Annotated in this window: 13 protein-coding genes; 11 read left to right on the plus strand and 2 right to left on the minus strand. The window is 45.7% G+C overall.

The window, feature by feature from the left end; genetic code table 11:
* Nucleotides 1-6: 6 nt before the first annotated feature.
* Nucleotides 7-1,434, minus strand: coding sequence for a PLP-dependent aminotransferase family protein (locus MHI37_RS03410; protein WP_076335146.1), 1,428 nt, complete (start codon nucleotides 1,432-1,434; stop codon nucleotides 7-9).
* A 128-nt stretch (nucleotides 1,435-1,562) separates the two neighbouring features.
* Between MHI37_RS03410 and MHI37_RS03415 the strand changes: the two genes are divergently transcribed.
* The 3 genes from MHI37_RS03415 to murI all read left to right on the plus strand — a co-directional run bounded on the left by MHI37_RS03415 (nucleotide 1,563) and on the right by murI (nucleotide 5,134).
* Nucleotides 1,563-2,045: a RidA family protein gene (locus tag MHI37_RS03415; protein ID WP_076335147.1), complete on the plus strand. Its 483-nt coding sequence runs from the start codon at nucleotides 1,563-1,565 to the stop codon at nucleotides 2,043-2,045.
* A 147-nt stretch (nucleotides 2,046-2,192) separates the two neighbouring features.
* Nucleotides 2,193-4,079 (plus strand): LTA synthase family protein, encoded by a 1,887-nt coding sequence (locus tag MHI37_RS03420; RefSeq protein ID WP_306010657.1) that lies wholly within the window; start codon nucleotides 2,193-2,195, stop codon nucleotides 4,077-4,079.
* Nucleotides 4,080-4,333: 254 nt separating this feature from the next.
* Nucleotides 4,334-5,134 (plus strand): glutamate racemase, encoded by an 801-nt coding sequence (murI, locus tag MHI37_RS03425; protein WP_076335148.1) that lies wholly within the window; start codon nucleotides 4,334-4,336, stop codon nucleotides 5,132-5,134.
* 60 nt (nucleotides 5,135-5,194) lie between these two features.
* On the opposite strand, the gene MHI37_RS03430 is transcribed toward murI, so the two are convergent.
* A complete protein-coding gene (locus MHI37_RS03430; RefSeq protein ID WP_076335236.1) occupies nucleotides 5,195-5,959 on the minus strand; it encodes an exodeoxyribonuclease III in 765 nt (254 codons plus the stop codon).
* A gap of 149 nt (nucleotides 5,960-6,108) precedes the next feature.
* On the opposite strand from MHI37_RS03430, the gene MHI37_RS03435 reads away from it, so the two are divergent.
* The 8 genes from MHI37_RS03435 to MHI37_RS03470 all read left to right on the plus strand — a co-directional run bounded on the left by MHI37_RS03435 (nucleotide 6,109) and on the right by MHI37_RS03470 (nucleotide 19,108).
* Nucleotides 6,109-6,585: a GNAT family N-acetyltransferase gene (locus MHI37_RS03435; protein ID WP_256709793.1), complete on the plus strand. Its 477-nt coding sequence runs from the start codon at nucleotides 6,109-6,111 to the stop codon at nucleotides 6,583-6,585.
* Between the two features lie 81 nt (nucleotides 6,586-6,666).
* Nucleotides 6,667-8,430, plus strand: a complete 1,764-nt coding sequence (locus tag MHI37_RS03440; protein WP_083676070.1) for an ABC transporter ATP-binding protein — start codon at nucleotides 6,667-6,669, stop codon at nucleotides 8,428-8,430.
* A complete protein-coding gene (locus MHI37_RS03445) occupies nucleotides 8,427-10,193 on the plus strand; it encodes an ABC transporter ATP-binding protein (protein ID WP_076335149.1) in 1,767 nt (588 codons plus the stop codon). Before MHI37_RS03440 ends, MHI37_RS03445 begins: the two co-directional genes overlap by 4 nt.
* 737 nt (nucleotides 10,194-10,930) lie before the next feature.
* Nucleotides 10,931-11,326 (plus strand): hypothetical protein, encoded by a 396-nt coding sequence (locus MHI37_RS03450; RefSeq protein ID WP_076335150.1) that lies wholly within the window; start codon nucleotides 10,931-10,933, stop codon nucleotides 11,324-11,326.
* A gap of 105 nt (nucleotides 11,327-11,431) precedes the next feature.
* Entirely contained in the window at nucleotides 11,432-15,334 is a 3,903-nt protein-coding gene (locus MHI37_RS03455) for an NEAT domain-containing protein (RefSeq protein WP_076335151.1), read from the plus strand.
* Between the two features lie 261 nt (nucleotides 15,335-15,595).
* Nucleotides 15,596-16,408: an undecaprenyl-diphosphate phosphatase gene (locus MHI37_RS03460; RefSeq protein ID WP_076335152.1), complete on the plus strand. Its 813-nt coding sequence runs from the start codon at nucleotides 15,596-15,598 to the stop codon at nucleotides 16,406-16,408.
* A gap of 166 nt (nucleotides 16,409-16,574) precedes the next feature.
* Complete coding sequence (locus MHI37_RS03465; protein ID WP_076335153.1) at nucleotides 16,575-17,219, plus strand: SGNH/GDSL hydrolase family protein; 645 nt, start codon at nucleotides 16,575-16,577, stop codon at nucleotides 17,217-17,219.
* 98 nt (nucleotides 17,220-17,317) lie between these two features.
* Nucleotides 17,318-19,108: a sensor histidine kinase gene (locus tag MHI37_RS03470; RefSeq protein ID WP_076335154.1), complete on the plus strand. Its 1,791-nt coding sequence runs from the start codon at nucleotides 17,318-17,320 to the stop codon at nucleotides 19,106-19,108.
* Nucleotides 19,109-19,112 lie beyond the last annotated feature (4 nt).

The following is a 19,112-nucleotide window of genomic DNA, read 5'->3' on the forward strand; positions in this document are numbered from 1 at the left end:
TTGTTCTTATCCGCTTATGACCTCTGGATTCGACCATGCCTTGGCCAACAAGCGTATGCCTTGCTCAATTTCTGCTTCCGTCACGCCTCCAAATCCGATATAAAGCTTGGGATAACTCCCCTCTAGAGATGAGAGGTCCTGTGGTGCATAGACATGAACATCCTCTGCAGCAGCAAGCTTTATTAATTCTGCGGTGCTTGCTTTTGTTTTTACAGTTATTTCTGCATGCAGACCTGCACTCACGTTGCTGACCTGAACATAGCTAGATAAATATTTTTCAATACAAAACATCAGCTTTGCGAGCTTTTTCCGATAAATCTGACGAACTCTTCGGATATGGCGAGACCAATGTCCCCGTTCCATGAACAATTGCATGGCCCATTGATCAATACGGGAAGGGCTCGCGAGCGCATATTCTAATGATTGCAGCTTGTTCATGAGTTGGATGGGCAAAACCATATAATTCATGCGCAGGGCAGGGGTAAAGGCCTTGGAAAAGGTTCCGATATAAATGACTGTTCCCTGTTGATCCAGACTTTGGAGCGAAGGGATGGTTTTGCCTGTATAACGAAATTCTCCATCATAATCATCTTCAATAATATAGCCAATCTTACAGCTGGCCCAGTGAAGAAGCTGCTGTCTTATCGAATAGGACAACGGGTTTCCTATAGGACGATGTGTTGGGGTTACATATATGGCACGGATGCTCTTGCTTTCTAATTTCTGAGTGATTAGCTCATTGTGATCCATAGGTATAGGGGTAACTTGAAGGTTATGCTGCTGGAAGATCGTTCTCACCTGCGCGATGCCAGCTTGTTCAACTGCAATGGAGGTTACGCCGTCTAGCAGCTTAGACAGTATTTGTATGCTGTAAGAAAGTCCTGACCCGATTACAATTTGCTCAGGAAGGCAGTTTACTCCTCTGGACTGCTTCAAATAGTGTGACAAATGCATGCGTAAGCCTAATTCTCCTCGCGGATCTCCATACTGATGAATGGAACTGCTGTTGATGTTAAGCGCATCATGAAGAACGGATTTCCATGCACGAATAGGAAAGGAGGCTCCATCCACAGCAAGCAGGCTGAAATCGATGACCCGTTCTTTCTGTACCGGAAGCGGACCGGCATGTCGGTGAGCGGGAGCCTGTTTTACGAGCGAATACTCCCGTGAGCTATCCGCTGCTATAGACGAAGAGGGGGCTTGAATGACAAATAGACCAGCACGTGGGCGGCTAATAATATAGCCCTCCTCCAGCAGCATGTGATATGCGGTTTCAATTGTCGTTTTGCTAAGAGTAGTTTGCTCGCGCAGGGAGCGAATAGAAGGCAACTTTGTACCATTTTCTAAAATGCCAGCTTGTATCAATCCGCGGATATGTCTATACAGCACTCTGTATAATGGCCCTTGCTCATCATCTGGAAGTATAATTTCCATCGTATCCCCACACAATCTGACCTGTAATATTAGCAGCTAACTGACACTTTGTCAGAGGTCAGTATTAGTATAAGCTTTGACATAGGCTTTCATCAATCTTCATCATAACGATGGAAAGAAGGGGTACGATGTTCAAAGTGGAAGGAACGATTGAAAATCAATTAATGGCATTAGGAATTATACTCCCGCAGGCAAGCGAGCCAGCAGCCAGATATGCAAACTATATTTACTCCAACGGCCTATTATTTATTTCAGGGAAAGGTCCTTCTGCATCGACAAAGGGAAAGCTGGGACAGCAATTTTCTACAGAAGATGGCTATCAGTTTGCAAGGCAAGCAGGGCTTGAGGTACTCGCTGTTCTAAAGCAGGCCGTGGGTCGATTGGATAATGTTCTTCAGGTGGTGAAGATTCAAGGCTTCGTAAATGCGGATCGAGCCTTTGAGGAGCATCATAAGGTGCTGAATGGCATATCGGATTTAATGCTGGACGTTTTCGGCGAGAAGGGTGTACATGCTCGTTCTGTTATGGGAGCGAACTCGCTAAGGGATAATCTGCCTATCATTGTCGATACTATATTCGAGGTAAGGATGCCGGTGAACGACTCATTATAATAGATGCTGTCGCTTCACCATATCCTATTTATTGACCGTTGCATTTGCCTTCATATTCCCGTAACATTAGTTTATAAGCAAGCCGTCATATCATGACGGTTTTTTTCGATTTTGAAGGAAGCGTTTATTTCCAAGGAGTGAAGGATTTTGAGGTTATTTTCTAAGCGTTACGATAGCTCAACGTTTATTATATTTTTTATCATGCTAATGCTGAAAATGCTGCTGTTCCGTTATTTCGTCTTCAAAGGCATTAGGCTTGATTACCTGCTGACGGATGCGGCTGCCGTATTAACGCTGCTATTACTAGCTGACCTGTCAGCATCTGCAAGGTGGAGGGGAATTGTGCTCGGGATACTGAATGCCGTGCTTTCCTTACTTCTATTCGCATCGACCGTCTATTTTAGCTACTATGGCACAGTGCCTACCTATACTGCACTGCACGGGCTTGATCAGGTGCTGCAAATTCGGACGAGTGTCGGATCGATTATTCAAGCCGTTTACTATTTGTTTTTTCTGGATGTGGCTGTATTTGCAATGCTCTATATCGTAAAACGTATTCGTGGCACACGCAGTGATGGACGGAAGCGCATTGCCAGACCGCTGTTCACTGGGCTTGCTTTTGTAGTGTGCGTTGCTGTATCGGGAGGCTTTATATGGTTGGCAAAGGATATCCCGAATGAGATCGTGCAAGCAGAAAGCTTGGGCTTTATTGATTACCAAGTAGCTGCAGCAATTAAGGCTGGCAAGGAGCAGAGCACCATCAAGAATGGAAGTGTGGAAGAGACGGCAGCAAGTGCCGCTGCGCTTCAGGATTCTTATTTTGACCAGATGGGGGCTGCGACAGTCGCGGGCACACCTAATTATTTTGGTTTTGCAAAAGGGAAAAACGTTATTGTTGTCCAGATGGAGGCGTTTCAAAACTTTGCGATTAATCTCTCCGTTGATGGTCGGGAGGTTACGCCTGTACTGAATATGCTGGCGAAGGAAAGCTTCTATTTCCCTAATTTCTTTCAGCAGATTGGACAAGGAAACACATCGGATGCGGAGTTTATGTCGAACACCTCTATCTATCCGACAGGTGATATGGCCATGTCCACTGGGTTCGGAGACAGAGTCTTGCCTGGTCTGCCCAGATTGCTTGGAGACCACAATTATATCTCGAATACTTTTCACATCAATAATGTGACTTTTTGGGATCGTAACCGAATGTATCCTGCACTCGGGTTTACGAATTATTACGATAAGCCTGCCTTTGAAAATGATCATTTTAATTCTTTTGGCGCTTCTGATGAGGAGCTGTACAAGGTAGGCTTAGAGAAGCTTCAGCTGCTGAAGCAGCAAAACAAGCCTTTTTATGCTCAGTTCGTGACGACTTCAAGCCATCATCCGTTTAAGGTGCCAAGCGAGCGTCAGCGGATTATGATGCCAGACAAGCTTCAAGGGACCCAGCTTGGAGATTATTTAACGGCACTAAATTATACAGATTATGCGCTTGGCGTATTTATTGATGGGCTGAAAGCGAGCGGCTTATGGGAAAATACGGTGCTTGTTGCGTACGGAGATCACGCTGGCCTGCAGGTAAAGGATAACGACCCTGCATGGGTTAGCGAGCAGCTCGGTATTCATTATGATAACCAGATCAGCCGTTACAATATTCCGCTGCTTGTCCATGTTCCAGATGCAGAAGGCAAGCTCGTTCAGCAGGTAGGCGGTCAGGTTGATATTATGCCTACGATTTCCAACCTGCTAGGCCTATCCTTGAAGGATGAAGGCTATACTGTATTCGGTCAGGATCTGCTCAATACAACGAACAATGTCATTGGCATGCGTTATTATTTGCCGACAGGCACGTTCTTCAACAATGATATTTTATTTGTGCCAGGCAAAGGCTTTGAGGACGGAACAGCTATCGATATTCGAACGAGAGAGCCTGTCGCGCAGTTCAGCCAATATCGCGACGATTATGATTATATATTGGAGCTAATGCGGCTTTCTGATGACTACGTACGTCTGCTGCCTAAGCGCGCGCCATAGAAAATAGAGCAGACGCCTCTTGTCATTGGCTTGAGAGGCGCCTTTTTTTGAAATATAGGAAAGTAGATCATTACGCCATACTTTCTCTATATTTCTCCGGAATGAAACGTGCTGGCGCCGCCAAAGAACGGCGACAGCCGTTTCACCTTGTCCTGGCAGCAATTATAGGCTTTAATGGAAGAAGCGAATGAGTTAAGATGGAGTTAGCGGATTTTAAATTATTTTATTTTATTTACGTAAGGAATCGATGAGACATGCGAATTGGTTTTTTTGACTCAGGGATTGGCGGGCTTACCGTGCTTGCGGAAGCGCTGAGAAGACTTCCCGATATGGATTTTGTTTATATGGCCGACACTCTTCATGTGCCCTACGGTACGAAGCCGAAGGAGGACGTGAAGGCTTATATTTTCGAATCGGTTGCCACGATGATGAATGAAGGAATTGATGCGCTCGTTGTTGCTTGCAATACGGCGACCAGCATCGCTATTGCCGAGCTCAGAGAGCGATACTCGCTTCCGATTGTCGGGATGGAGCCTGCGGTTAAGCCTGCGGTAGAGATGAACCGTGCAACAGGCAAGAGGGTTCTCGTCTTCGCAACGCCATTAACACTGCAGCTGCCCAAATATTATGCACTCGTCTCCCGCGTAGATGATATGGGAATCGTAGACTCGCTTCCTTTGCCCGAGCTTGTTCATTATTGTGAAGCTTTGCAGTTCGACAAACTCGTTATGAATGAGTATTTTAAGGGTAAGCTTGCTGACTACGATCTGGATCAATATGGAATTATCGTACTTGGCTGTACGCACTATCCTTTCTATAAGGATATATTGCGGGAGCTGCTTCCGGCCCATATCGAGATAGTCGACGGCAATATTGGTACAGTAAAGCGTCTTTCTGCATTGGTGAACCGCTATGGCATCGCTGGGAGCGGAGGGAGCGGCCAGGTTCAATTTATGTGCACAGGCAACGAGCCGGCTTATATTGATAAAATGCAGACAGCACTTGCGTATTTACTCGAAAAGGACGCCACGACAGAGCCCCTTCAACATAGCTGAAAAAAATAGGTGGGCAACGCTCCAATTGGAGTGCTGCCCGCCTATTTTAATAGTTAGGAGCTAACCTTGAATATCCTCCATAGCAAGAAGCACGGGGCAATGATCGCTGCCTAATATTTGGGTATCGATTTGGGCGTCAATAATTAAAGGGCTAAGTCTAGTGGATGCCAGAAAATAATCAATTCGCCATCCGACATTCCGCTCGCGCACCTTCGACATGTAGGACCACCAGCTGTATATATCGGTTTGCTCTGGATATAGATGCCTAAATGTATCGACGAAGCCTGCTTCGAGCAGCTCGCTCATCTTGCCGCGCTCTTCTAGCGTAAATCCGGAATTGCCTAAATTCGGCTTCGGATGCTTCAGATCAATTTCGGTATGAGCCACATTCAAGTCCCCGCAAACGAGTACAGGCTTTATCGCATCCAGCTCTAGCAGGTAACCTCGGAAGCGATTCTCCCATTCCAGCCGATAGTCAAGTCTAGACAGGTCGCGCTTCGAATTTGGCGTATAGACGTTAACGAGGTAGAAGCTGTCAAACTCGAGGGTAATGACACGTCCTTCGGGTTCCGAATCCTCTTCTAGCCCATAACGCACGGATAGAGGCTTTATTTTTGTGAATACAGCCGTCCCTGAATACCCCTTCTTGATGGCGTAATTCCAATACTGGGAATATTCCTCGCCGATCTCCATGCTAATTTGTCCCTCTTGCAGCTTCGTTTCCTGTAGACAGAAAATATCCGCATTTGTTTCTTTAAAATAGTCGTTAAAGCCTTTCGTTACACAGGCTCTTAAGCCATTTACATTCCATGATACGAGCTTGATCATTTTATTTCTCCCAGCCTGACTTTCATTTATTTCTGTTAGTTTATCATACAAGCAGCATGAGTTGGAAATTTGAGAGTTGTAGTGGAGCTTGGACAGAAAGCAGTACCACAGTGTATTCTAATACTATCCAGATGGAGGCGATGAAAATGGCCATTCAAATTAAACAAGTAGATCCTTTGCAGAATCGTGATTTATTGCAATTAATAAGCAGTCTTGATCAATATTTGTTCGAGAGATATCCAACCGATGAAGTATTCGGCGTTGATTTTTCTGATCCTAGCATTAAAGATACTATTTTTATGATCGCATATGATGGTGAACGGGCGGCTGGCTGTGGAGCCATTCGTCCAATCCGTACTGATGCCGTAGAATTGAAGAGGTTTTTTGTGGAGCCCGAATATAGGCAGCAAGGGATTGGAGCGTTAATTCTTAGCCGGCTGGAAGAGCTGGCTCGTGAGCTGAACTATAACATTCTGAGGCTTGAAACTGGAGCAGAGCAGCCTGAATCCATTACGTTTTATAAGAAGCATGGTTACTATGAAATTGAAAGATATGGAGAGTATGCAAACTGTGAATCGAGTCTCTGCTATGAGAAGCGATTAAGCAGCGACTATGTAAGTTGAACTTAAAAAATGAAGTTTACAGCGAAGCGACCAAAACGCAGATCTCTAGTTCTACTTATATAACGTGAGAGGGGGAAGCGCATGAGCCAAACGAAGACGAAGAAGATGAATTCATTAAGCCATTACCAGATGATGCTGAGCCGCTATTTGCTTCCACGGAAGAGAACGCTTACATATCTTGCGATGCTTCTATTCGCATCCATTGGACTCCAGCTGGTTAATCCTCAAATCATTCGGTATTTTATCGATACCGCCCAATCCGATCATGCTCTGCAGCCCCTCTATTATGCAGCCGCATTATTTATTGGGTTTTCGCTTGTTCAGCAGCTCATTTCTGTCATTGCCACCTATGTAAGCGAAAATCTCGCTTGGCACGCGACTAACGAGCTGCGCGGCGATCTTGCTGAGCACTGCATGAAGCTGGATATGTCATTTCATAAATCAAATACGTCGGGATCGATTATTGAGCGTGTAGATGGAGATGTGAACGCGCTTGCCAATTTTTTCTCGAGCTTTATTATTCATTTAGCGGGCAATCTGCTGCTGATGATCGGTATCATCGTCTTATTATTTCGAGAAAATATGCTGATTGGCGCAGGGATGCTCCTATTTGTAGTTTTCGCGATGGTTGTTATTCAATGGATTCGCAAGTTCGCAGCTCCGGTTTGGGCCAAATGGCGGCAAATTAATGCTGATTTCTATGGGTTTATTGGCGAGCACTTGGAGGGTACGGAGGATACAAGGGCCAATGGAGCGACTGGCTTTGTTATGAACCGCTTCTACTCACTGCTGCGCCGAATGCTGCCGCTTAGGAGACGGGCATTTCTTGGTTTTTCATCGATGTGGATTACGACGATTATTGTATTCGCGCTAGGCAATGCGATGGCGTTTGCGATCAGCGCTTATTTGTGGAAGACGGGCAGCATCTCAATCGGAACGGTCTATTTAATTTTTTATTATACAGAGCTGCTGGCGAAGCCTATTGAAAAAATTCGTACTCAAATTGAGGATTTGCAAAAGGCGGATGCTAGTCTGCTGCGTATTCGCGAGCTGCTGGCTACGAGGCCGAGAATAGAGGACGGGCCTGGCGCAGAGCTCCCGGATGGTCCGCTGGCGTTAGAATTAAACGATGTTACTTTCGGCTATGATGAATATCCGACACTTAAGGAGCTGCAGCTTCGTCTAAAGCCTGGCGAGGTGCTAGGCCTGCTTGGCAGAACCGGAAGCGGGAAGACGACACTGGCAAGGCTGCTGCTTCGTTTCTACGATCCTCAGCAGGGGAGCATTAAGCTGGGAGGAACGGATATTAGACAATGCAAGCTGAGCGAGCTGCGATCGAAGATAGCGCTTGTTACGCAAAATATTGAGATTTTGCAAGGAACGGTGCGCGATAATCTTACCTTCTATGATGATCACATACACGACGAGGAGATCTTGCTTGTCCTGCGCGAGCTAGGGTTATGGAGCTGGTATGAATCCTTGCAGGATGGGCTGGATTCCTCGCTTTCCTCAGGGGGTGGAAGCCTATCGGCAGGGGAGGCGCAGCTGCTTGCCTTTGCGAGAGTGTTTCTGACTAACCCGGGATTCGTCATTCTCGATGAGGCATCATCCCGGCTTGATCCGCTAACCGAATATCGGCTGGAGCAGGCGATAAGCAGGCTGCTGCGCAAGCGCTCCTGCATTATTATTGCGCATAGGCTCGCTACGGTGCAGCGTGCAGATCAGATCGTTATTTTAGAGCAAGGCCGTATTGTGGAGAGCGGACCTCGCATAGCGCTGGCTGCAGATTCAAATTCAAGGTTCAGCCGCATGCTGGCGGCGGGGCTTGAGGAGGCGCTGGCATGAGTACATTTTCATATATGTGGCGTTTAATTTGCTACCGTAAGGGCTGGTATATAGCCAATGCGCTCGTATGGACGATTATTTATTTGATGCCTATTTTTCCAGGGCTTATTACGAAGGCTTTCTTTGATTCCTTAACGATTGACTCGGCTGCCAGATTTGGCACTTGGGGACTGATAGCACTGCTGCTTGGCGCTGCTCTTGCTAGGAGCGCTGTGATCCTAATCGGATTTATTACCGATGTTAACTATCGCTTTAGAATGGGGATGCTGCTTCGCAGAAATTTACTAGATCATATATTAAAGGAGCCGGGAGCGCGGGCAATTCCTTGCTCGCCAGGCGAGGCGATCAGTCATTTTCGCGATGATGTTGATCAATCCGAGGAGGCGGTAAGCTGGTCCGTCGATGTATTTGGGATGACCTGCTTCGCTGCCGTGTCTTGCTTCATCCTCATTCGAATTGATGCACAGATGACGCTGCTCGTATTTTTGCCGCTAGTTATCGTTGTTATTGTCGCACAGCTGGCTACAACGAGACTGCAAAAGTACCGCTCGGAAAGCCGTGAATCAACAGCGAAGGTTACCGGCGCGATTAGTGAAATGTTTGGAAGCGTACAAGCGATTCAAGTAGCAGGCGCGGAGAAAAGAGTAATTTCCAGATTCAGAAAGCTGAATGATAATCGCCGTAAAACGATGCTGAAGGACAAATTGATGACCGAGGTGCTGGATTCTATCTTTTCCAATTCGGTGAATCTGGGTACGGGACTCATATTATTGCTAGCTGGCCAAAAAATGCGCGGAGGAGAATTTACGGTAGGTGATTTCTCGTTGTTTGTTTATTACCTCACCTTTGTAACGCAGTTTATTGCGAACTTCGGCAAGTTTCTTACTTACTTCAAGCAAATGACGGTTGCACTGCTGCGTTTGACAGGCATTTTGCAGGGCGCTCCTGCTCAGGTGCTGACAGCCTCTAATTCCTTGCATCTGCGGGATGACGCAGCTAAGGCAGTGGCAGCAACGACCGATATAAAAGCAAGTGAACGGCTCGAACAGCTTGAAGCAACCGGACTGACCTATACGTATCCTGAAACCGGTAGAGGAATTAATGCGGTCAATTTAAAGCTGAAGCGCGGTTCGTTTACCGTAATTACGGGACCGATTGGTTCTGGCAAAACGACGCTGGTACGTGCGCTTCTAGGACTGCTGCCGCAGCAGGAAGGGACGGTTCGTTGGAATGGGCAAGTAGTGGAGGATGCAGGCGTGTTCTTTGTTCCACCACGGAGTGCCTATACTGCTCAGGTACCAAGACTCTACAGCGACACCCTTCGTGAAAATATTTTGCTTGGACATCCAGACAAGGAAGGGCAGCTGAAAAGGGCGCTCCATACGGCCGTGCTGGAGGATGATTTGGGTCATCTGCAGCATGGACTTGATACGGTCATCGGACCGCGCGGGGTGAAGCTCTCTGGCGGACAAGCGCAGCGCACCGCCGCAGCACGTATGCTCGTAAGGGACAGCGAGCTGTACGTATTCGATGACCTCTCCAGCGCACTGGATGTGGATACCGAGCAGAAGCTTTGGGCGCGTCTATTCCACGAACGGGGAGAAGCAACATGTCTGGTCGTATCGCACCGAAAAACAGCATTGTCGCAGGCAGATCATATTATTGTGATGAAGGATGGCGAGGTCGAGGCGGAAGGGACAGCCGATAGCCTGCTTGCAACAAATGAATCGTTCCGCAGACTTTGGCATGGCGATGAGAGCTAGCTGCTGTACTTTTGCGAATCAAAAGCTGATTACCCCTTAACCGGTGATCAGCTTTTTGCTTACGTGCGATTGAGCTTCATCGGCACAGCACAGGCATCTTGTCGTCTAAATACCCCTGTTGCATTAGACTACTTATTGCTCGGAACATGACCTGGAAAAGCTAAATATCGGACGTAAGATTGTGATGAGAAAGGGTATCTTTACAAAGGGGGAGAGAATAAAGCAACAATCTATTAATAATGATAATTGTTATCAATTGAATATTAAATAATTTAAATAAAATTATTTCCTGTCACTATACAAGGAATATAACTATCATTTATCGTAAAATAATAGGAATTTAGTTTATGATTAATTATTTATAAATTTATAAATAAACTCGAACTACACTTATATGTATTTAAAAATTGAATAGTTAACTAATAATTATTGACATAATTTATAGTATAGATATAGAATCAAGCTATCGACGGACGATGTACACGTTCTCGGTGTGTTGAAGTAAAGCGGTAGGCAGCTTGCAGTAGTGATCAAGCACTTCAGGAACAGCCTTTTTTTTTCATACAAGATGATAATGATAATCATTGTCTGCATACTTACTTGTTTCTGTGGGCTGTATTAGCATTCAGGAGGGGAGGATTAGAGTCAGGTTAATCGTTGAGACTGAGGCAGTCATTGTAGTTCGTACTTTGCATTCATCAGCAGTACAAACCAAAACTAAGGGAGTGTATTTGATAATGACAAATTCAATGAAAAAATTGTTTCCAATGATGGTATTGACTTTAATTTTGGCACTTGTTATGGCTATTCCCGCATTTGCTGCAACGGAGCACAGCTATTCGTTCTGGAAAGTCAGCCCATCTGAAGAGTCACATGCATCGGAATACATTTTGGGGGATGCAGTGGTTGACGGAACTCAAATTACGATTACTCTAGAAGGCGATTACTATGATTACCTAAAAGTAGGTCCTTCAGATGTATATGCGGTTCAAGGCGATGATGGCAACGGAAACACTACCTTCACCTTTACAGGCAGTACAGCTAGTGATATTCCGGTGAAACTGTTTATTGAAATTACTTACCCAGGCGGAAGCCACAGTGCAGAATATCCGCTTATTCTCAAATGGTCATAAGTATTAAAACTATGAAGTTATAGTTACAAATCATGTGAAGGAAAGAAAAGCGGTGTGAATGACACGACCGCTTTTCTTTTCGGCGCGAAGAGGAGTGTATTTTTCTTGATTAGAAATTTTAAAAAATCATTTGCTTTATTGCTTGTTGTGGCTTTATTGCTATCATCCTATCCGTTAAGCATCGTGTCAGCGTCTGGCCAAACAACAGCGGCACCTGCTCTGGCAGATGGCGAGTATTTGATTGGTTACAGATATTTGGAAAATAATTTGCCGAACACATCCGCTGCAAATGGCTACCTGCAAACTGGAAGTTCAGGGAAGCTAATTGTAGCAGGAGGGAAAACAACATTTGAGCAAGAGGTAACGCAGAAAAATTATAACCGTTTCCAATATCTTGGGTATCGTAAGGCTGGCGGCAATAAAGCAGTAATTACGAAGGAATCTGTAAGCAAAGACGGGTATGAGCCGGTATCGGCAAGCCCAGCCAATAATGGTACCGATCATGTCATAATAACGATTGAAATTGAGGACATAAGGACGAATCAGGACGTACTTATGCATGTCTATATTAAAGATGACCCGGATTTTGATGCAGGATTTGTATATGATAATTGGTATAACGTACAGTTGGAATTGGATAAGAGCACTTTGCCGCTGCTGCCAGTCGAGGAAGATGACAATGGCGGTGAGACAGAGCAGCCGATTACACTTGAAACATTAGATGAGTTGATTACGGTATCTCGTTCCGTCTATCAAAGCGCTAATGAAGGAACCGAAATCGGAGATTATCCGACAGGCGCTAAACAGGAGTTTTACAATAGCATTGTTCTTGCAGAGGCTTTAAGAGCAGGCTCAAGCTCGGCACCCGCTCTTATCAAGGCGGTATATGAGAATCTAGCAGAGGCGTTGAACAAGTTTAGAGCATTAATTATTTCTGCGGATAAAGCTGCGCTTAGAGCGCTTATTGCTGAAACGGAAGCATTTGTTGCCCAAATGAATGAGCTCGGTGCGGCAGAAGGGAAATTAGGTCATACCTTCGCGCCTATCACGCCGGGAGAATATGCTTTAAACTCTAAGCCTAATCTGGAGGCGTTCCTAAATAAAGCTCGTATCGTAGCTTTGGATGAAAAATCTGTACAGCTGGCGGTTGATAATGCTTGGGCTGATCTGAATTCAAACTATATATCTTATGCGAACGCAGTATATATTGCTTGGGAATCTGCTCCAATCTATGTGCTGGACTCATTGGACCCGACTACGACACAATCTAACTATGCTAGCGAAATTGGAACAACAGTTACCTATATTACGAACAATTCGCTTCCTAGAGTAAGTGCAAATATCACTCTACTAAAGGGTGAACTGGAAATTAGTGAGGTGGTTCAATCTACAGCGCTTAGAACTGGACTAATGACGACAACCGGCCTAGACTTTGCAGTAGACAGCAATAAAGCGCTGCCGGTAACCAAGATTTCGGATGAATCACATAAAGTGTATCAAGTCATTATACGACATCTTTCTGCTAATTTGCCTGGAAATACGACGTGGATAGGCCTGTCTTATATTAGCTATAAAGTTGGAGATCAAACAAGACAAGTATATATTAGCTACAATTCAGAGCTGCTTGAGGCATTAAAGCTGTCTGCAGGCACGGCTGAGAAGCTGCTTAATGAAGCGAATCCAATTGATGGTTCGGAGCAAGCCTACAGCACAGCGGAACAAAGCTTGCAGGAAAAAATTGATTCTGCGCTGCAAGCAGCAAGCAACCTTGCAGCGACTAGACCGCAAATTGCTGCTGCACAGAAAGCGCTAGATACAGCGGTAAAAGAATTCAAGCTCCATGCAGCGTATCCAATTTATTTTACAGCTGTGCATGCGGACAAAGAAGAGTTTTCAATAATGGATAACTATTTCGTGAAACCCGCTGTAATTAGTGCGGCAGGTGAAGGGAATTATGCTTCCTTTACGGTAACTGACAGCTCCATTATTAAATCCCTTCAAATCTACACAAACGGACAATTCGTGGAATCGGAAATCGTTAGTGAAGATAGCAATGCCGATACGAGAGTTGTGAAATTCAAGGTAGATGATTTGGCGGCATTGGTAGAAGCGAAGGTGCATATTGTGACAGCCTATGGAGGCCAGACTTATGACCGAATAGACACCATTCGCTTGAACTTTAATAATGTTAATAACAAGGCGCTGTCTGATGAAATCGCTCTAGCAGGAGCGGTGTTGACGGCTGCTCAAACCGGTACAAAGCAAGGCGAATACTCGGCGGAGACGAAGGCGGCCTTCCAATCAGCTATCACGGCCGCAGCGAAAGCAGCGGCAAGTGTCACAGGTACACAGGCTGAGACGGATGCTGCATTGCTTGCACTGGTGCAGGCTGTCGAAGTGTTCAAAGATAATGCAGTCAAAGGAATTGCAGACGGTGAATATGCAATAGGCTTCCGTATTTTGAAATATGGTACCAATGATAATTCCGTGATGCAGGAGTATGTTGATCCGACAGCGATTTTGAAGGTTGCTGGAGAAGAGAAAACGGTGCATATGACGCTCAACCAGCATAAAGGAATTACGGCCTTGAAATTTAATGGTCAAGATGTGAAGGTTGAAAGTATTGATGCAGCTGCCAATAAGCGCGTAGTTTCATTCCCGATATCACTGTTAACCGCCATTCAGGATGGCTGGGTTAAGGTAGATATGACGGATATTAATTATCACCATGAATATGATATTCAATTAAAGCTCGATGTCAGCTCGCTGATTAGTGTTCCCGTCGATGTATCGGCGCTGAGTGCGCTAGTGAAATCCGCCCAGCAGGCTCATGATGGAGCGGTTGAGGGCGAAAAGGACGGAAACTATAAGTCCGGAGCTAAGGCATTGCTGGCAGCAGCTATTGCAGAGGCGAGTGCTTCAGAGGATGCTTCTCTGTCCCAAGCACAAATCGATGCCGCAGCGGCAAAGCTAAATGTGGCATTGACTGCGTTCCATGCAGCCAAGGTGTCTTCAAGTGTAATTACGAATCCTGATCAAGGGTTAGCCAATGGAGAATACAGCATAGGCGTTCGAATCTTGAAAATCGGGACGGAGCAAACGTCCGTGATGCAGGATTATATTTACTCTCCTGCGAAGCTTATTGTCTCTGGAAGCAGCAAAACCATTCATCTGACGTTAAAGCAGGATAAAGAAATAACGGCCTTAAAGTTTAATGGCGCTAATGTGTCGGTTGTGAGCAGAAATGCAGAGCAAAACACGCGGGTCGTTTCGTTCCCCGTCGCGGATCTCTCAAAGGTTACCGAGGGCTGGGTGAAAATCGATTGGCCGGCCATGGACTATTTCCATGAGTACAGTATTCAATTCAAGTTCGATGAAGCAAGCATAAGACCGTATAGCTCATCAGATGATCCAGCGCTCCTTCCAGAGCTTGAAGAGGAAGAAGAAAAGGAAGAGCTGAACGAGCCAGTGGTGACGAGCTTTAAGGATGTTCAAGGTCACTGGGCACAATCCACGATTGAGAAGGCGATTGCTTTAGGGATTGCTAAGGGCTATGAGGATGGCAGCTTCCGTCCTAATGCGGTTATTAATCGCGCTGAATTCGCAGTGTTGATTGGTCGTACATTGAAGCTGCAGAGCAGCACAGCAACGATAAAATTCAACGATAATACGGATATACCGAATTGGGCTCAGGAGTATGTCACCAGAGCGGTAGCAGCAGGCTTAGTTGGCGGCTATGAAGACCAAACGTTCCGGGCGAGCAATGAAATTACGCGTGCGGAGCTTGCGGTAATTATTGCACGGGCAGCGAAGCTGGAAACGAAGGAGGATGCGGTACTATCCTTTGATGATGCGGATCAGTTCCCGTCATGGGCGAGGAAGGAAGCGGCAGCAGCAATAGAAGCTGGCCTCATTCAAGGCAAAGGAAAAAACAAGTTTGATCCAAATGCGAGTGCAACTCGCGCAGAAGCATTAACTCTAATTTTGCGACTGCTAGAGAGCAAGTAAGCAGCAGTAGGTGTTTATTAGCCGAGACCTTCCACTGAGGAAGGTCTCGTTTTTTTCAAATATAAGAAAATATATCATTTCACCATACTATATCTATATTTCTCCGGATGAAAGCTCTGGCAGTCATGTTGGGGAAGCGGAGACGTGGCCATGAATGTTTATATTGTGAGCCGCATCGTAAAATAGGAGCATAGCTGTCTTTTCTATATGCTCATGGTAAGTTATGCTATACATAAAGAAGGATTTAGGAGAGGAGCAGAAATGGGAGATTTTATACTGTGGTTAAAATATTTACTGCTAGGCATTGTACAGGGAGCAACCGAGCCGATTCCGGTATCCTCAAGCGGTCATCTCATTATTGCCCAGAAGCTGCTAGGCGTAGACCAGCGAGGCTTGGCTTTTGAGATCCTGACGAACACCGCTTCGCTTTTTGCTATTGCCTTTATTTTTCGAGAAGATATCGTAAGGCTGATCGTCAATAGCGTGCGCTTTATTCAGACCAGAAAAAAGGAATATCGTGCAGATTTTATGTTTGCGGTTTATGTGGTTGTAGGTACGATTCCAGCTGTCGTTATTGGGCTATTTTTCAAGGATCAAATCGAAGCCTACTTTTCTAATGTGCGTACTGTAGCAGTATCCTTATTGGTTACTGGTGTTGCCCTTTGGTTTATTCGCAATTTGCGCGGTAAGAAGCGTGACGGTGATTTGTCCTTTAAGGATGCGCTGATCGTTGGGTTAGCACAAGCCGTAGCATTGATTCCCGGCATTAGCCGGTCGGGCTCCACGGTCATTACGTCCATTGCTGTAGGGATGAAGCAGGATACTGCGCTGCGATTCTCATTTATGCTGTATATCCCGATTAGCTTGGGGGGGCTGGTGCTAGGCATCTCTGATATTGCGGGTGATCCTAATCGCTCAGCATTAGCTATACCGTATTTGATCGCATTCTTAACGACATTAGTCGTTACCTATTTTGCTATGAAATGGTTCATGAACATTATGGCCAAAGGCAATCTCATCTATTTTGCTTATTACTGCTTTGCAGCTGGCATATTGCTTCTTATTTTTCTCTAGCTCAAAAAATAGCATTTGCAAACGGGCCAGCGCATTCCAAGGGGGAATGCGCTGGCCCGTTCGCCTGTAAAGATAGCTCTCGATTGTTGATTAACGAAACGATCGTTGATTATTGCAATTACAGAGCATTCCATTTTAACCTATAATAAACGTAAAAGGGGAGTTCATGATGACGAATAAAAAGGTAATCTTATTTCAAGGGGATTCCATAACTGATGGAGCTAGAGGGAGAAATGACGATCTGAACCATATTCTCGGACATAGCTATGCTTATATCGTTGGTGCAAGGCTTGGCTATGAGTGGGCGGAAGAGCAGCCTGTTTTTATAAATCGAGGGATAAGCGGAGATCGCGCATCGGATTTATATGCAAGGTGGAATGAGGATGCAATCAGTCTCAATCCGAGCCTAATCAGCATTCTAATAGGTGTTAATGATGCTTGGAGGACGATGAAGGGCGAGCCAAGCGGTGTAACGGATCGTTTTGGACGGGCATATCGCCACCTGCTAGAGGAAACGAAGGAAGTGCTGCCGGATGCGCAGCTGGTGCTTTGCGAGCCCTTCGTACTGAACACGGGAGCACCTTCGCAAAATTGGGAGGCATGGTCGGAGCTTATTACGGCGTATCAGCAAACGGTTCGTGAGCTTGCGGAGCAGTTCGGCGCCGTATTTGTGCCTCTTCAAGCGACATTTGATGAGGCTTGCAAGCGTGCAGATGCTGCATACTGGTTATGGGACGGCGTACATCCTACGGCGGCAGGCCACGAATTAATAGCAAGGCAGTGGCTAAAAACAGTGCTGGATTTTAAATAACAATGACCATCGAATGTTAATTCGGTTAAAGAGAGAGAACCGGCATCAAGTGGAAGCCGGTTTTCTCCTTTTAAGCCGAGAGAAGAAGGGTATGCACCATGCACAAAATGACCAAGCTATTTCGCAATCTAAGCGTGACATGGAAATTCGTTGCGACGTACCTGTGCATATTGGCGGTTTCGCTTTCTGCCTGCGGCATTTATTTGTATACGCAGCTATCTGGCTCGGCGATCTCACAGGCGCAAATCGTAATGGAGCAAAATTTGCTTCAAACGCGCAACAGTATCATGAACAAGATGGATATGATTCAAAATATATCGAAGCTGCTCACCTCGGATATCCGCTTTCAAACGTTTTTGGGCAGCGAATTCAATAATAATTCGTTTGCGTATGATGACTATACGTCGAATATTAATCCCTATGTGGAAAACGTGCTCCGGCAAAACCCTTTTGTGCATTCGCTGCGTGTATATATGACGAACCAAGCGATTCCGGAGATCTATGACAGCTTCTATCAGATTAGCCGAATTGCCGGTCAGGAATGGGTGCAAAGGGTTACGAAGGACGAAACGAATGTCTCAGGCTGGCGGGGACTGCATTCAGAGAAGGTTTTGCTGAACATACCGAAGCGAGGCGAGCCGGAGGATGTGTTTTCCTTCTATCAGAAAATAAACTCCTTCCGCTATTTCGATATGGTGGGCTTGCTTGAGATTGAAATTTTGGAAAGCGATTTATTTGATATTTTAAGCTCAGAGAGCACGGGGGACATTGGGGCCTTATTCATGCTTGATGAGCAAAATAATGTAGTATCCAGCAACAAAAATGAGCTGTACAAGCATAAAATAACGGATGCTGGCTTAATGGATCTTTCGCTTACGACAAGTGTGAATACAGTACTGAAGGTGGAGGGGCGCAAATCCGTCGTCATTTCAGTACCCTTTGACGATCTTGGTCTGCGCCTAATTGGCATATTTCCAGTAAGCAGCCTAAATGAGAAGGTGAAGGAGTCCGCTTTCTCAATTACGGGTATTTTGCTTATCGCGCTTGTCGTGCTGGGATTTATCGTCTATTTCATTACCAATGCACTGCTTTCCCGCCTGAAAATGATTGTACTCGCAATGAAGAGAGTGAAAGAGGGCTCGCTTACCGTTTCTGTTCCCGTGCAGTCTAATGATGAATTTTCGCAAATTGCGATTAGCTTCAACCTGATGACCGAGCGGATACATGAGCTGGTGGAGACGGTATACAAAAGCCAGCTGATGGAGCGAGAGGCCGAGCTTAAAGCGCTGGAATCGCAGGTGAATCCTCATTTTCTGTATAATACGCTTGCAACCATCTCCTGGGTAGCGCGAAAGGCGAAGTCGACAGAAATCGTTCATTTGTCGGGAGCGCTCGCACAGTTTTACCGATTGGTGCTGAACAAGGGAAGACATGAAATTTTAATCAAGAACGAGCTGGAGATGGTCAAGGCCTATCTCGACATCCAGAAGTTTCGATTTGAAGAAATGTTTGATGTCGTTTATGAAATTGATGAACGTGTCTATGAATATTGTGTAGTGAAAAACATACTTCAGCCAATTGTAGAAAATGCACTGAATCATGGAATTGAGCCGAAGCGGGATCGCGGCACGCTTATTATAAAGGCCTCTATTGAAGACGATGATATGCTTTGCTTTAAGGTCATTGATGACGGAGTGGGCATGACCAAGGAGAGACTTGCGGCGCTGAACGCTGGGAATATTGAACAGACGAGCGGAAGCGGCTACGCGGTGAAAAACATAGCCGAGCGTTTATCCTCGTATTACGGCGACAGACATGCCTTCCATATTCACAGTGCGCCTGGCATCGGAACATCCGTTAAGATTATTTTTGCGAAGGAGAGAGAGTGATCCT

Source organism: Paenibacillus sp. FSL H8-0548, assembly GCF_038630985.1.
GTDB lineage: Bacteria > Bacillota > Bacilli > Paenibacillales > Paenibacillaceae > Pristimantibacillus.

What these genes read in the sequence shown, in the direction of transcription:
- MHI37_RS03410 (WP_076335146.1), bottom strand. Translation starts at nt 1,434, where the DNA reads ATGGAAATTATACTTCCAGATGATGAGCAAGGGCCATTATACAGAGTG.
- MHI37_RS03415 (WP_076335147.1), top strand. Translation starts at nt 1,563, where the DNA reads ATGTTCAAAGTGGAAGGAACGATTGAAAATCAATTAATGGCATTAGGA.
- murI (WP_076335148.1), top strand. Translation starts at nt 4,334, where the DNA reads ATGCGAATTGGTTTTTTTGACTCAGGGATTGGCGGGCTTACCGTGCTT.
- MHI37_RS03435 (WP_256709793.1), top strand. Translation starts at nt 6,109, where the DNA reads ATGGCCATTCAAATTAAACAAGTAGATCCTTTGCAGAATCGTGATTTA.
- MHI37_RS03440 (WP_083676070.1), top strand. Translation starts at nt 6,667, where the DNA reads ATGAGCCAAACGAAGACGAAGAAGATGAATTCATTAAGCCATTACCAG.
- MHI37_RS03445 (WP_076335149.1), top strand. Translation starts at nt 8,427, where the DNA reads ATGAGTACATTTTCATATATGTGGCGTTTAATTTGCTACCGTAAGGGC.
- MHI37_RS03450 (WP_076335150.1), top strand. Translation starts at nt 10,931, where the DNA reads ATGACAAATTCAATGAAAAAATTGTTTCCAATGATGGTATTGACTTTA.
- MHI37_RS03460 (WP_076335152.1), top strand. Translation starts at nt 15,596, where the DNA reads ATGGGAGATTTTATACTGTGGTTAAAATATTTACTGCTAGGCATTGTA.
- MHI37_RS03465 (WP_076335153.1), top strand. Translation starts at nt 16,575, where the DNA reads ATGATGACGAATAAAAAGGTAATCTTATTTCAAGGGGATTCCATAACT.
- MHI37_RS03470 (WP_076335154.1), top strand. Translation starts at nt 17,318, where the DNA reads ATGCACAAAATGACCAAGCTATTTCGCAATCTAAGCGTGACATGGAAA.